Annotated in this window: 15 protein-coding genes; 9 read left to right on the top strand and 6 right to left on the bottom strand. The window is 68.9% G+C overall.

Going from position 1 to position 13,827, the window contains the following annotated elements; all coding sequences use genetic code 11:
* Position 1 precedes the first annotated feature (1 nt).
* A complete protein-coding gene (locus E0H73_RS46605; protein WP_202867448.1) occupies positions 2 to 1,138 on the top strand; it encodes a heavy-metal-associated domain-containing protein in 1,137 nt (378 codons plus the stop codon).
* Positions 1,139 to 1,148: 10 nt separating this feature from the next.
* Here the strand turns inward: E0H73_RS46605 and sigJ are convergent, their stop codons facing one another.
* A complete protein-coding gene (sigJ, locus tag E0H73_RS19230) occupies positions 1,149 to 2,048 on the bottom strand; it encodes an RNA polymerase sigma factor SigJ (protein WP_131357936.1) in 900 nt (299 codons plus the stop codon).
* Between the two features lie 98 nt (positions 2,049 to 2,146).
* On the opposite strand from sigJ, the gene E0H73_RS19225 reads away from it, so the two are divergent.
* Both E0H73_RS19225 and wrbA read left to right on the top strand, forming a co-directional pair.
* Positions 2,147 to 2,587 (top strand): YybH family protein, encoded by a 441-nt coding sequence (locus tag E0H73_RS19225; RefSeq protein WP_131357933.1) that lies wholly within the window; start codon positions 2,147 to 2,149, stop codon positions 2,585 to 2,587.
* 24 nt (positions 2,588 to 2,611) lie between these two features.
* Complete coding sequence (gene wrbA, locus E0H73_RS19220) at positions 2,612 to 3,220, top strand: NAD(P)H:quinone oxidoreductase (RefSeq protein WP_131357930.1); 609 nt, start codon at positions 2,612 to 2,614, stop codon at positions 3,218 to 3,220.
* Positions 3,221 to 3,225: 5 nt separating this feature from the next.
* Here the strand turns inward: wrbA and E0H73_RS19215 are convergent, their stop codons facing one another.
* The 3 genes from E0H73_RS19215 to E0H73_RS19205 form a co-directional block, all read right to left on the bottom strand.
* Positions 3,226 to 4,128, bottom strand: coding sequence for a carbamate kinase (locus tag E0H73_RS19215; RefSeq protein WP_131357927.1), 903 nt, complete (start codon positions 4,126 to 4,128; stop codon positions 3,226 to 3,228).
* 452 nt (positions 4,129 to 4,580) lie between these two features.
* On the bottom strand, positions 4,581 to 6,011 hold the full coding sequence (locus E0H73_RS19210) for a sensor histidine kinase (protein WP_131357924.1): 1,431 nt from the start codon (positions 6,009 to 6,011) through the stop codon (positions 4,581 to 4,583).
* Between the two features lie 27 nt (positions 6,012 to 6,038).
* A complete protein-coding gene (locus E0H73_RS19205) occupies positions 6,039 to 6,437 on the bottom strand; it encodes a pyridoxamine 5'-phosphate oxidase family protein (RefSeq protein WP_131357921.1) in 399 nt (132 codons plus the stop codon).
* Between the two features lie 68 nt (positions 6,438 to 6,505).
* Here E0H73_RS19205 and E0H73_RS19200 point away from each other — a divergent pair, with 68 nt between their 5' ends.
* The 4 genes from E0H73_RS19200 (at position 6,506) to E0H73_RS19185 (ending at position 9,843) form a co-directional block, all read left to right on the top strand.
* Positions 6,506 to 7,162, top strand: a complete 657-nt coding sequence (locus E0H73_RS19200) for a response regulator (RefSeq protein ID WP_131357918.1) — start codon at positions 6,506 to 6,508, stop codon at positions 7,160 to 7,162.
* A 184-nt stretch (positions 7,163 to 7,346) separates the two neighbouring features.
* Positions 7,347 to 8,528 carry an acyltransferase family protein gene (locus tag E0H73_RS19195; RefSeq protein ID WP_131357915.1) on the top strand — a complete coding sequence of 394 codons (1,182 nt, stop codon included), beginning with the start codon at positions 7,347 to 7,349 and terminating at the stop codon, positions 8,526 to 8,528.
* Positions 8,529 to 8,584: 56 nt separating this feature from the next.
* Positions 8,585 to 8,986, top strand: a complete 402-nt coding sequence (locus E0H73_RS19190; protein WP_131357910.1) for a MerR family transcriptional regulator — start codon at positions 8,585 to 8,587, stop codon at positions 8,984 to 8,986.
* A gap of 2 nt (positions 8,987 to 8,988) precedes the next feature.
* Positions 8,989 to 9,843, top strand: a complete 855-nt coding sequence (locus E0H73_RS19185) for an alkylmercury lyase family protein (RefSeq protein ID WP_238164089.1) — start codon at positions 8,989 to 8,991, stop codon at positions 9,841 to 9,843.
* A gap of 3 nt (positions 9,844 to 9,846) precedes the next feature.
* On the opposite strand, the gene lexA is transcribed toward E0H73_RS19185, so the two are convergent.
* On the bottom strand, positions 9,847 to 10,500 hold the full coding sequence (gene lexA, locus E0H73_RS19180) for a transcriptional repressor LexA (RefSeq protein ID WP_238164088.1): 654 nt from the start codon (positions 10,498 to 10,500) through the stop codon (positions 9,847 to 9,849).
* A gap of 128 nt (positions 10,501 to 10,628) precedes the next feature.
* Here lexA and E0H73_RS19175 point away from each other — a divergent pair, with 128 nt between their 5' ends.
* The gene (locus E0H73_RS19175) at positions 10,629 to 11,825 is read left to right on the top strand and encodes an MFS transporter (protein WP_131357901.1); all 1,197 of its coding nucleotides are present in this window, start codon (positions 10,629 to 10,631) and stop codon (positions 11,823 to 11,825) included.
* Positions 11,822 to 12,625, top strand: a complete 804-nt coding sequence (locus tag E0H73_RS19170) for a TIGR02569 family protein (RefSeq protein WP_131357898.1) — start codon at positions 11,822 to 11,824, stop codon at positions 12,623 to 12,625. The genes E0H73_RS19175 and E0H73_RS19170 overlap by 4 nt, the downstream gene beginning before the upstream one ends.
* Here the strand turns inward: E0H73_RS19170 and E0H73_RS19165 are convergent.
* Positions 12,586 to 13,773, bottom strand: a complete 1,188-nt coding sequence (locus tag E0H73_RS19165; RefSeq protein WP_131357895.1) for a Cmx/CmrA family chloramphenicol efflux MFS transporter — start codon at positions 13,771 to 13,773, stop codon at positions 12,586 to 12,588. The two genes, E0H73_RS19170 and E0H73_RS19165, sit on opposite strands and share 40 nt — an antisense overlap.
* Between the last annotated feature and the right edge of the window lie 54 nt (positions 13,774 to 13,827).

The raw sequence follows: 13,827 nt of genomic DNA, 5'->3' as shown, positions 1-13,827 counted from the left end.
GGTGATCGATGAACCAGCCCTTGCCGGACGCAGTGCGGTCGCGCGGTTGCTGACCGAACTCGCGTACGACGTCCTCGACGAACCAGTGCCGGTCCTGTCGGCGCCCTACCGGCTCACCTGCACGCTGGAGTCGGTTGCCTTTAGCACCGACCAGGCCGAGTTCGTCCGGAGCAGGTTGTGGCCGTGCCCACCGAAACTGGTCACGAGTGCCTCACATCGGGTGACGTGGGTCGACAGCGAGGGCGTGACGAACGTCGCCCACAGTGGATCACTCGGTCCGACAGTCCCGATTGTTGCGCGGGAAGCAACCCTGGTGCTGTGGGCGAGGTTGCGGGCGGACTCCCGGCTGGCAGAGCGAGCCGACGCCGTCGACCCGGTGCAGGCCGACCTGCTGGCTCAGGTCACCACGGACAAGGTGCCGGCCGAGATCCTGCGGACCGGGGTCGACGCCGCCGCGCGGGTTCTCACCCAGCACGCCTACCTCGCGGGTACGACGCCGTACGACGAGCCGGCCGGGTTCGCGGAGGCCTTGCGGGACAGCGGGATCTTCAACACCGTCGCCGGGACTTGGCACTGGGGACTGCAGGCCTCGACGTACCGGCGCGGCCTGATCCCGGTGCAGCTGGTCTGCTTCGGTGGCCGCATGACCTACTCGGCCGACTCTGTCGCCGCGCTGCGGGAGATGAAGGAGACCCGCATCGAGGCGGCCCGGGCCTCCGACGACAGCGATCCGAGCGCGGCGCAGTACGTCGTACTCGGATCCGGTGAGCAACCGCGATGCCTCGCGCACGCCCCACATTCCGTCGACGGTCGGCGGGTGAGTCTGGTGACCCAGGTCGCGAACTCGTTCGTCGACGCGTTCACGCGGCTGCTGAAGGTCGTGACGGTCGACGTCGAGGACGCGGAGGAGACCAGCAGCGCGGACGGCCAGGGCGAGGTGTTCGAGGTGCCGGACATGACGTGTCAGCACTGCATCCGGACCATCACCGAGGCGGTCGGCGAGTTCGGGGTCGCGCCGCCGGAGTTCGACCTCGAGACCAAGCGGGTGGTGGCGCGCTTCGGTTCGGCCGAGGTCCGGGAGCAGAGCTTCGCCGCGATCCGGGCCCGCGGCTACACCGTCGTGCCTTTGGCTCGCTAGCCAACCTCCGTCAGGTCGTCCAGGGGCGGAGCTTCTCCGGGTTGCGGACCGCCCAGATGTGCTTGATGCGGTCGTCGGCGATGTCGAACGCGATGACGGTCTCGGTGACGCCCTCGCGCTGGATGACCAGCCCGGGCTGACCGTTGACGGTGCGCTCCAGGACGACGAGCCCCCACCCGCGGTCGACCAGATCGGCGAAGTACTGCGCGACCTGCGTGCCACCGTGCACCGGGTGCGGAGCTGCCGTGACCACGCCGCCGCCGTCGCCGATCGCGACCACGTCCGGGTCGAGCAGCGTGATCAGGGTCTGGATGTCCTTCGCCGCCCACGCTGCCTTGAAGTCGCGGACGATCTCGGCCTGTTGCTTGGTGGGTGCCGGCGGCCGCTGCGCCGTACTGATCCGCCTGCGCGCCGATGAGGCCAGCTGGCGGCAGGCCGCAGGTGTGCGGCCGACGATCTCGGCCACCTCGGGGAACGGGTAGCGGAAGACGTCGTGCAGGATGAACGCGACCCGCTCGGCCGGGGTCATCGCGTCCAGCACGACCAGGAACGCCATGTTGACGGACTCGTCCAGCGTGACGCGGTCCGCCGGGTCGCCGCCCGGCTGATCGCCGAGCCACTCGGCCTGGTCGGGCACCGGCTCCGGAACCCACTCGCCGACGTACCGCTCACGCCGGGCGCGGGCCGACCGGAGCAGGTCGAGGCAGATGCGGCTGGCGACCTTGGTCAGCCAGGCGGCCGGGTTGTCGATCGCGTCCTGCTCCTCGCCGGACATCGCGTACCACCGGGCGTAGGTGTCCTGGACGACGTCTTCCGCGTCAGCCAGTGAGCCCAGCAGCCGGTAGGCGAGGTTGATCAGCTGCCGCCGCTCGCTCATGATCGCGCTGAGGCTCGGATCCGACCCGGTCATGATGCTCCCTTCGACGTCTGCTGCCTTCACTGTGTCCGACGAGGCAGGTCTCCGAAGTGTGAGCTCACAGTTCGGAGGGCTGTCTCGTCGTACCGATCATGACCACACAGAACGCGGTAGACGAAGTAGACATCCGGCAACGGATCGACACGTTGGTCGCGTCGGTCCAGGCAGGTGACCTCGACGGCCTCAAGACGATGTTCGCGCCGAATCTCGTCTCGTTCGACATCGAACCGCCGCTGCGGCACCTGGGCGCCGAGAAGAAGTGGCAGAACTGGGTCAACGTCTTCGCGGCGTACCAGCAGCCACCAAGCTACGAGGTGCGGGACCTGACCGTGCTGGTCAGCGGCGATCTGGCCGTCGTCTACAGCCTGAACCACATCAGCGGCACGTTGCGCAACGGCGCTTCGACCGACTACTGGGTGCGCTGGACGGCCTGTTTCCGCAAGCTCGACGGCGCCTGGCTGATCGTGCACGACCAGGTGTCGGTGCCGGTCGACTTCCCGACCGGCAAAGCCCTGCTGGACCTCGAACCCTGAATCACTGGAAGGACCAAGTTTCCGATGGAACCCGTGAAGGCCGCGATCATCTACTACAGCGCCACCGGCACTGTGCACACGCTCGCCCAGGCCGCGTTCGAAGGCGCGGAGAAGGCCGGCGCCGTGATCCGGTTCCGCAAGGTCAGAGAGAACGCGCCGCCGGAGGCGGTCGACTCCAGACCCGAGTGGCGTGAGCACCTGGACGCCACCGCCGACGTACCCGAGGCAGTGCTGGACGACATCGCCTGGGCTGACGTGGTGCTGTTCGGCACGCCGACCCGCTTCGGTACGCCGTCCGCCCAGCTCAAGGCGTTCATCGACAGCACCGGACCGCTGTGGGTCGCCAACCAGTTGGCCGACAAGGTGTACTCCGTGTTCACCGCGAGCGGCACCAAGCACGGTGGGCAGGAGTCGACGATCCTCTCGCTGTCGAACGTCTTCTACCACTGGGGCGGAATCATCGTGCCGCCCGGCTACACCGACGAGATCCAGTACAAGACCGGCAACCCCTACGGCACGTCGCACGTCACCGGCGACGGCCCGGTCGACGACATCCACCTCGAGGCGGCGCGGTACCAGGCGCGTCGCGCCGTCGAGACGGCGGCGGCGCTCAAGGCCGGTCGCGCAGCCTGATCCGGTCAGAGCGCGATCTGGGTCCCGGCAGTGCCCGCGATGACCGCAGTGGCGTCGTCGAGTGACCCGATGGCCGCCCGGCCCTTCGTCCCCTCCGCGAAGCGCCGGGCGGCCGCGACCTTGGGACCCATCGATCCCGCTGAGAAGGTGATGGCCGCGAGATCCGCGGTAGTGACGTCGTGCAACGGTCGTTGGGCCGGCGTGCCGTAGTCGAGGAAGACCGCGTCCACGTCGGTGAGCATCACGAACAGGTCCGCCCGCACCTCGGTCGCGATCAGGGCCGCGGTGAGGTCCTTGTCGACAACAGCCTCGACGCCGCGAAGGCGGCCGGCATCCTCGACCACAGGTACGCCGCCACCGCCTCCGAGGATCACGGTGACACCGCTGCGCAGCAGGATCTCGGCCGCGTCGAGCTCGACCACCCGTCGCGGCACCGGCGACGGGACCACGCGACGCCACTCGGAGCCGTCCTGGCGGATCGACCATCCGTTGGTCAGGGCAAGCTTCCGCGCGTCGTCCTCGGTGTAGCCGCTGCCGACGTACTTCGTCGGGATGCCGAAGGCCGGATCGTCCGCGTCGACGACGGTCTGGGTGACGAGCGTGACGGCCGGGCGGGTGAGCCCGGCGTTGCTCAGCGCTTGCTGGATCCAGTACCCGATCACGCCCTGCGTCTCGGCGACCAGATCGCTGAGTGGGTAGGGCCTCGACAGCCCGGTGTCCGCCGTACTCTCCAATGCCAGCAGGCCGACCTGCGGGCCGTTGCCATGGACAATGATCACGTCGTGTTCGGCCGCGATCGCAGCCAGCGACGGCGCTGTGGCGGCCAGCCGGGCGATCTGGATCTCGGCATCGGGCCGTTCGCCCCGCTGCAGTAACGCATTCCCCCCGAGCGCGATGACGATCCGCATGTCTCAGCGTCCCACGCAGGACCGGAGATCGTCGTACGCCGGCCTCCTGCGGGCCGTGTGGCGGGGGATTTGGGACCTTTGGCCCTGATCCGCACAGTGACCGAGGGCTGGAATAGAAGGGCGAGGGAGGCCGGCGAATGCGGTGCCCGGCCGATCCAGAACAGCCACCGCGGGCACTGCATCGCGAGTCCCGGCCTCCTTCCATTCGCACCAGACCGGGGCAGGAGTCGCAGGGGGAGGGCACCTGATCCGCCGGGGTAGGAGCCGATGGGTGGGGACGGCTTCTCTCCCGGGGGGCGAAAAGGGAATCGCTCAGGTGGGACGGCTGGGTTTTCGGGGGAGTCGTCAGGGGTCGATTCCCGCATCGCTGGGGCTGCGTGGAGGAGCGTGTCCCCAGCACCGCGTGTCGTGCGGCCTGGCCTCATCGGCCGCACGGCACCGGCCGACCGAACTCAGTTCAGCGGGGCGCGGAGTTCGAGGATGGTGCCGTGCGGCCGTCTCCTCTCGAGCCGGACGGCGCCGCCCAGGGCTTCGGCCCGTTCGCGCAGATTGCGCAGCCCGCTCTGCCGCTCTCCGGGAGTGAACCCGACGCCGTCGTCGCTGACCCGCGTCACGACCTCGCCTTCGGCAACCATCACCTCGACCGACACGGCCGAGGCCCGGGCATGCCGCACGACGTTCGACAGCGACTCGCGGATCGCGGCCAGGATCTGTGGCCGGACCAGCGCCGGTACGGCGAGGTCGAGCGGTCCGGCACACGTCAGCACCGGCCGGAAGCCGAGCGGACCGGCGTACTCCGCGACAAGCGTTTGAACGTCGGCCCGCAGCGACCGCCGGCGCGGCTGATGATGGAGCTCGAAGATCGCGGCCCGCAGGTCCCGGATGGTCGCATCGATGTCCTCGACCGCCCGGGTGATCCGTTCCCGCCCCTCGGGCTGCACCATCGACTGCATGCCCTGCAACTGCAGGCCGGTGGCGAACAAACGTTGGATGACCAGATCGTGCAGGTCCCGGGCGATCCGATCGCGGTCCGACAGCACCGCGATCATCGACTGGTCGCGCTGAGCCTGCGCCCGGTCCAGGGCGAGGGTCGCCTGACTGGCGAACATCCGGACCAGGTCGGTCCCTTCGCTGACCTCGAGTACGGCGCCTCGCTCGGCGGCCACCAGCAACAGTCCGCCGGTCACATGCGTTCCGGAGGGCAGCGGTGCCAGTACGGTCCGTCCCAGTGATCGGACCTCGGGGATCTCGTCGATCCGTCCGCTCCTCTTCGCGACGTCGACGATGTCCTCGATCAGCACCTGGCGATCACCGCGCATCACGTCGTACATCATCGGAAGAACGACTGGGCGGCCGACGTACCGCTTGAACCTGTCCGGACCGTCGACCGCCTCGATGATCAGTTCGTCCTCGGCGGACAGCATCACCACACCGAGCAGGGAGCCGGAGACCTCGCGCGCTCGCCGGGCGATGAGCTGGAGCGCCTCTTGCGGCTCGAAGGCGCTGAGCATCAGCTGCGTGATCTCGGCCGTCACCTCGTACCAGCGGCGGCGCCGCTCGGTGTCGGCGTGCCACCAGACGTTGTCGATCACCACGCCGGCAGCAAGTGCGCTCGTCTTCACGGCCCTCTCGTCGTCCGGGCCGAACTCGGTCCCGCCACTCAACGAGAGGCTGCCCACGACTCCGTCCCGGCCATGGATGGGGACGTCGATGGAGCGCCAGGCCGGCGAGGCATCGCCAAGTACGCTGCGATGGACGATCCCGGTTCCGTCCGGGCCGAACACCTTCAGGACACCGTAGCCGGCCCCGGCCAGAGCGCACGCCGCAGCGAGGATGCGGTCCAGCGCACCGTCATCCCAGGCCGTGCTCGGTTTCCCACCCACGGCCCCACGGTAAGGGCGGGACACCGCCTACACGAGGAGTCGGCGGCCGCGCAGTGATTCCACCCCGAGCCGGATCAGTTGCCGGCCCGGTTCGGCAGGCTCCAGTTCAAGCGCCTCTTCCAGAGGTACGACGGACAGGTGTCCGACCGCTGTCACGGTCCAGCCCTGGTGCTGATCGGCATCCAGGGCGTCCGCTTCGAAGGCAACAACGTCGCCTCGCAACGCGGACCGGATCCCTTCCTCCTCGTCGTCCGCGACGAAGACGATGGTGTCGTCATCGACCCGGAAACCCACCACCCGCACCGCCGGCAGACCGCCGCGGGTGAACACGACGCGGCCCACCGGCACGGTCCGGAGCAGGCGCAGGCACTCGCGGTCCTCGAGCAGATCGGGTCCGGCCGGGGCGCAGCGCCGTACGGTTCGCATCACGACCTCCGGGGGTGGTGCGGGTCTACTCTGAGCGTGACGATCGGCCTGGGGGGAAGCGAGGCGCGATGGCGATCAAGGTATTCCTGCTCGACGACCATGAGGTCGTCCGGCTCGGTCTGCGCCAGTTGCTGGAGAACGAGCCGGATATCGACGTGGTCGGGGAGGCAGCGACGGCGGCCCAGGCGACCGCGCGGATCCCGGCGCTGCAGCCGGACGTCGCCGTACTGGACGTCCGGCTCGCCGACGGGGACGGGATCACCGTGTGCCGCGAGATCCGTTCGTCGATGCCGGATCCACCGGCCTGCCTGATGCTGACATCGTTCTCGGACGACGAGGCCTTGTTCACCGCGATCATGGCGGGTGCGGCCGGCTACCTGCTCAAGCAGGTGAGTGGCACGGACCTGGTGGGAGCGGTACGACGCCTGGCCGCGGGGGAGTCGCTGCTCGATCCCGCGATGACCAGCGCCGTACTGGAGCGGCTGCGGAACCCGGAGCACGAGCAGGACGACCCGCGATACCAGTCGCTGACCGATCAGGAGCGTCGCATCCTCGACGAGATCGCGGAGGGCAAGACCAACCGGCAGATCGCACAGAGCATGCTGCTGGCCGAGAAGACTGTGAAGAACTACGTGTCCGGGCTGCTCCGCAAGCTCGGCATGGAGCGCCGGATCGAGGCCGCCGTGTACGCCGTCGAGCGCGCCAAGCGCCGGCCGAAAACCTGACCACCCGGCGACTCTCGCCGCCGCCCCAGGGTCGCGGTCGGCTGTCATTGGACTCCCCTCCCAGCGGTGCTCCCATGGAAGCCGCGGCTGTACTCGTGGCGGCAGGGCCGGAAGGCCCGGGACTTCGGGACCGACGGTCCGGATTCGGGTGGCGGTGGCCCGGCGCAGGCACCATTCTTTGCGCATGGGTGACGAGGGTGGGCGGCTGTACTTCCTGGATTGGTTACGTGTACTGGCCGTGTTCGGGGTGTTCGTGTTCCACACGCTGCGGCCGTTCGACGACGCCGACTGGCATGTGAAGAACGCCCAGACGAGCGAGGGGATCGCGATCGCGATCGCGTTCCTCGGGCTGTGGGGGCTGGCGTTCTTCTTCATGCTGTCCGGGGCGGGTGCGTGGCTGGCCCTGCGGTGGCGGACCGCGGGCGGCTTCCTGCGCGAGCGCGTACTGCGGCTGCTGGTGCCGTTCGTGGTCGCGTACGTGCTGCTGTCGCCGCCGCAGTACTTCATCGAGGAGCACCACAAGGGACGGTCCGACGCGTCGTTCTTCGGGGATGTGCAGACCTTCTTCAGTGACCTGAGTGGGCACGCGCCGTTGTGGCTGCGGGACACCTATCACCTGTGGTTCTTGATCTATCTGATGCAGTTCGCGCTGCTCGGTCTGCCGGTGTTCCTCTGGTTGCGCGGGGCACAGGGCCGGCGGATGGTCGACTGGATCGCGCGGCGGTGCGAGCGGCGCGGACGGATCCTGCTGCTGGCGGCGCCGTTGGTCCCGGTGCACTTGGTGTTGCTCGCGGCGCCTGGGCCGGAGCACGGCTGGGGTGAGTTCGTGTTCTTCTTCGACTTCTTCGTGGTCGGGTGTCTGGTGATGTCGGACGACCGGCTGATGGCCGCCGTACGACGAGACGTCGTACCGGCACTGGTGCTCGGTCTCGGCGCGTTCCTGCTGGGGGTGGCGACCGGGATCATCGACTTCCTCGACGGCTGGTGGGAGGAACCGGGCTATTCGTGGGTCTACGTCTGGTACTCGACGCTGATCACCTTCGCCGTGTGGGGCTGGCTGTCGGGAGTGCTCGCGTTGGGCATGCGTGCGCCCGCGTTTCAGCGGCCGCTGCCGACACCGCTCGCGCGGGCAGCGATGCCGTTCTTCATCGTGCACCAGCCGATCATTCTCGCGGTCGCGTACTACGTCGTCGGCTGGGACGCGAACCTGTGGACGAAGTACGCCGTACTGCTGCCGACCGCGTTTGTGCTGGCCGCCGGACTCGCGTGGGTCCTGTCGGTCCTGCCTGGGGTGTCGGTGCTGTTCGGAGTGAAGCGTCAGGCCCAGGTGAGCATCGGCTCGACGGAGCGAAGGAAGACGCCCTGAGGGAGCAGCCGTACGAGGTTGACCTCGGACCTGGGTCCGGGGTTCACGATGGAGGCATGCGGACAGGAGAGCTGGCCGAACACGCCGGCGTGAACACCGAGACGCTGCGGTACTACGAACGCCGCGGGCTCCTCGACGAGCCACCCCGCACGACTGGTGGCTACCGTGACTACCCTGCCTCGGCGGTGGAGCTGCTGAGGTTCGTGAAGCGCGCCCAGGAGCTCGGTTTCAGCCTGGACGAGGTCGAGGAGTTGCTCGACCTGGACGCCGGCGGTCCGGTCGGGTGTGACGCGGCGCGAGCGCTGGCTGAGCACAGGCGCCTGGATCTGGCGGCGCGGATCCGGGACCTCCAGCGAATGCACGATTCGCTGGCTGGGCTGATCGCGACGTGCGACTTGCCACGCGACGACCGCAGCTGTGCGTTGCTGGAGGCGCTCGGACCGGAGGCGGAGCGATGAGGATGGAGGTTCTGCATGTTGCGGACTGTCCGAATCTGCTGCCGCTGCTCGAGCGTCTCGCTCAGGTCACCGACCTTCCGATCAGCACTCGGACGATCGAGTCGCCGGCGGACGCGGAACGCTTCGGCATGGCTGGCTCACCGACGCTGCTCGTCGATGGCCAGAACCCGTTCGAGGCGGGGGCAACACCAAGCCTGGCCTGCCGTCTCTCCGTCCCGTCGACCAAGCAGTTGCGCGAGGCAATCAACGCGTCGGGTCGGCCGGCGACCGAGATCCTCAGCACCTGGCGGCGGCGCGCCGTACCGCTGGATGCCGTCACGCGAACGGCCCACCGCGAGGTACTTCGCGCCTTCGCGGCCAGCGGCGCTCCGCCCGTCGGTGGGACGACGAAGGCCCTGGAGGCATTGCACGAGCTCGACGCGATCCGCCTGAGCCCGGAGGGGAAGATCGCCGTCGCCTACCCGTTCTCGGCCACCCCAACGAGGCATCGGGTCCGGATCGCCGACCAGGTTGACGTGTACGCGATGTGCGCGGTCGACGCGCTCGGCATCGCGCCGATGCTGGGGCAGGACACCGTGATCCAGTCCGCCGACCCCACCGATGGGAGTGGCATCACGGTCGTCCGCCGGACTGGCTCCACCCATTGGGATCCTGCTGGCGCGGTCGTCTTCATCGGCGCCGATCCAGGCGGTGGGCCGTCCGCCGACTGCTGTTGCGACTACCTCAACTTCTTCGCGACCCGCGCCGCAGCCGAGGCCTGGACGGCCGCGCATCCGCAGGTTCCCGGGCAGATCATCAACCAGCGGGAAGCCGAGGACCTGGCCGTCCGCCTGTTCGGCCACCTGCTGGAGGAGTGACGGTCAGACGCTGCGCAGGACCGAGACCACGATGCCGAGAACAACTGCGTTGTCACCGTCGATGACCTCGTACGCCGGGTTGCGCGGCTCGAGGTAGACGTGGCCGTTGCGGCGGCGGTAGACCTTCACGGTCGCCTCCTCGTCGATCATCGCGGCGACGATCTGGCCCGAGTGCGCCTCGGACTGCTGCCGGACGACCACGATGTCGCCGTCGCAGATCGCGGCGTCGATCATCGACTCACCTCGGACCCGCAGACCGAACACGTTCCCGCGGCCGGTCAGCCCGCGCGGCAACTGCAGTACGTCGTCCACGTGCTCGACGGCGGCGATCGGCGTACCGGCCGCGATGTCACCGACGACGGGCACCGGCACCGAGTCCTCGCCCGACTGCCGGGCCGGCGGGTCCTGCAAGAACATCCGTACGTCGATCGGCCGGGAGACCGACGGGCTGCGGCGCAGGAACCCCTTGTCCTCGAGAGCGGCCAGGTGCTTCGACACCGAGGAGGTGGAGCGCAGGCCGACCGCGTCACCGATCTGGCGGGTGCTGGGGGAGTACCCGTGCCGCATCACCCAGTCCCGGATCACCACCAGGATCCGCTGTTGCCGCTCCGGTAGCGCCGCCGTGTCCAGGTCCCCGAACAGATCAAGATCAGTCACCACGAGATCCTAGAGCGCCGTACCGCTCCGGCCCGCACCCGACCCGCCGCACCGAATTGGCAACATCCTCCGACCTGCTCCGACGTCCGGTCCGAGACCGCGCAGCGGGCGCGCTCAAGGAGGTCGTCATGATAGGTCGGGCGCGCTGGTCGGTGACAGCGGTGTTCTTCGTCAACGGGTGCCTGGTGTCGAGCTATCTGGCCCGGATCCCGTCGATCAAGGTCGAGCACCAGCTCAGTGAGGGCCAGTTGGGCATCATCCTGACGCTCTTCGGCGCGGCCGCGCTGGTGTCGATGCAGTTCGTCGGGAGCCTGGTCGCGCGTTCTGGCAGCCGGCGGCTGATCCAGGTCGGCCTGGCCGCGCTCCCGATCCTCCTGGCAGGCGTCGGTCTGGCCCGCAACCCGGTGCAGCTCGGCGTCGCCGTACTGCTCATGGGTCTGGTGCATGGCGCGGTGGACGTCTCGATGAACGCGCACGCGGTCGCGGTCGAACGTCTTCGCGAGAAGCCCATCCTGAACGGCTGCCATGCCGCTTGGAGCGTGAGCGCCGTACTCGCGTCCCTTGTCAGCGCTGCGGTCACCCGCGCGGGGGTCGGCATCGGTCCGCAGTTCCTGGTGGTTGCCGCCGTACTGCTGGTCGCCGGTCAACTTGCGACGCGGAATCTTCTTCCGCCCGAAGCAGACCGATCGTCGGGTACGACGGACGGCGAGCAGCGGACCGGCTGGAAGTCGGGATGGACTCGCCCGGTGCTGATCTTCGGCGCGATGGGCTTCGTGGTCATGATCGGCGAGGCAGCGGTGATCAGTTGGAGTGGAGTGCTGCTGCATGAGTCACGCGGTGCTGACCTGGCCACCGCGGGTCTCGCGTTCACGGCGTACACGGCATGCCAGACGGCGGGCCGCCTGATCGGTGACCGGCTGACCGAGCGGTACGGCGCGGCAGCCGTGTTCCGGGTTGCCGCATCGGTGGCCATGATCGGTTTGGGCGTCGTGGTCGCCGTACCGGTGTGGTGGATGTCGATCGCCGGATTCGGACTGGTCGGTCTCGGTGGATCGGTTCTGCTACCGCTGATCTTCAGCGCGGTCGGCCGTGAGGGCGGGACGGCCGCCGCGACCGCGGTGTCCCGGCTGACCACTTTCACGTACGCCGGAGTCCTCATCGGACCGGCCGTCGTGGGCTGGATCGCCGTCGCGGCCGGGCTGATCTGGACCTTCACCGGGCTGCTGCCGTTGCTGGCGGGTGTCGCTCTCAATAGCCGGTTGCTGACGCGCGGGTCAAAAGAAGCAGACGCGCAGCTAGGCGCGTCCCTAGGATCGGGCCGGTGACCACACCCCCGCCCGATCCTGTCCTGGACGCGTTTCACCTGACCGGAGTCCCTGTACTCCTTCCTGGTGGTCAGGGTGAGACGTGGCGTGTGGGCGATGTGGTGCTGAAGCCGGCCGGCTTCGCCGCCGAGGCCGAGTGGCGAGCAGGTGTGCTCTCGGCGCTACCCGCCTCGCCTGCCTTCCGGGTCGCGCGCCCCGTGCGCGCCCGGGGCGGCCAGTGGACGTCCCAAGGTTGGGAAGCGTCCGAACTGCTGGACGGGCAGACCGACGTGAGCCGGCAGGACGAGGTGCTCACCGCGGGGGTCGCGTTTCACGAGGCGGTCGCGGACTTACCTCGCCCTGACTTCCTGGACCGTCGCGACGATCCGTGGGCGACCGGCGATCGCGTGGCCTGGGAGGAACAGCCGGCGGACGGCAGTCCGACGTACCGGGAGGTGGTGCGGAAGCTCGTCGAGGCACGGCGGCCGGTGGAGTTGCGGTCGCAGGTGGTGCACGGCGATCTTCCGGGCAACGTGATGTTCGCCGACGGGCTGCCGCCCGCGATCATCGACTGGCCGGTGTACTGGCGACCGCCGTCGTGGGCGTCGGCCGTCGCGGTCGCCGACGCCCTCTGCTGGTACGGCGCGACGCCGGACCTGGCTGCCCGCTGGGCGCATCTGCCGGAGTGGGGCCAGATGCTGGTCCGTGCCCTGATCTATCGCCTGACCACTGACGACGCCGTCGGTGGACCCGAGACGTGGACCACCATCCGGCTCGAGAGCTACCGGCCAGCCATCGAGGTTGCGCTCTCCTTCACCTGATCGATGGACCGGGGAGTGCGTACGGCAGCCAGCAGAACGGTGCCCAGGGCAACGAGACCCAGGGCTGCGCCGATCCAGGCGACCGAGGGATAGCCGGCGTTGGCGTCGATGGCCAAGCCGCCGAGCCACGGTCCGATGGTGATGCCGACATTGAAGGCCGAAATGTTGAACGCCGCCGCCAGTGTCGGCGCGGACCCGGCGAGGCCGAAGACCCGGGTGTTGATCGCGGGGTTGTTGGCAAATCCAAACGCTCCGACGAGCACGATCGCGATGACCGCGAGCCACGGCGTACCGGTGCCCAGGGCAAGGACGATGGACGCCGCGATGCCGCCACCGATGCCGACGTGCAAGGTCGTGAAAGGACGGGCATCCGCGGTCCGGCCGCCGATGGTGATGCCGGCCAGCGCGCCAACGCCGTACAACGCGAGTACGACCGGGACCCAGCCTTCGGTGAGGCCGGTGGAATCGGTGAGCAGGGGAGCGAGGTAGCTGAAGATGACCAGGTACGCCGCTGTGGACACGGCCGTCGTGCCATAGGCGAGCCAGAGCTTTGGGTTGATCATCGCGCGCAGTTCGGCGCGAAGATCAGGCGTGGCGCCCGAGCGTCCACCCGGAACCGTCGCGATGACGCCGATCATGGCCAGCGCTGACAGGACGGCAACGGTCCAGAACGCTCCTCGCCAGCCCAGGTGCTGGCCGATGACGGTGCCGGCGGGCAGGCCGACGATCGTGGCGATGGTGAGGCCGCCGGCGACGATGCTCATCGCCTTGCCGCGCGCCTCCGGACCGACCAGGCCGATGGCTGTCACCGCTGCGACGGCCCAGAAACCGGCGTATACGAAGGCACCGACGATGCGTGTGGCGACGAGCATGCCGTAACCCGGCGCCAGCGCGCCGACGACATGAGTGAGTGCGAAGACAGCCAGGAAGGCCAGCAGCGCAGTACGCCGTGTCCATCGCAAGGTGACGACGGCAAGGATCGGTGCGCCGACCAGCATGCCGACGGCGAACGCCGAGATCAGCAGACCGGCGGCCGGGATGGATACGTTCAGGTCGCCGGCGATCTCAGGCAGGAGACCGGCGAGCATGAGTTCGGACGTGCCCTGGGCGAAGATCGCCAGACCGAGCACGTAGACCGCGAGCGGCATGAGTTCCTCTCGTATTGGATCAAGCAGTTCACAACGCGGGCAGCGGTGACCGAG

This window comes from Kribbella pittospori, from assembly GCF_004331465.1.
GTDB lineage: Bacteria > Actinomycetota > Actinomycetes > Propionibacteriales > Kribbellaceae > Kribbella > Kribbella pittospori.
Note: the sequence above shows the minus strand (reverse complement) of the source record. Positions and strands in the feature narration are given on the sequence as shown.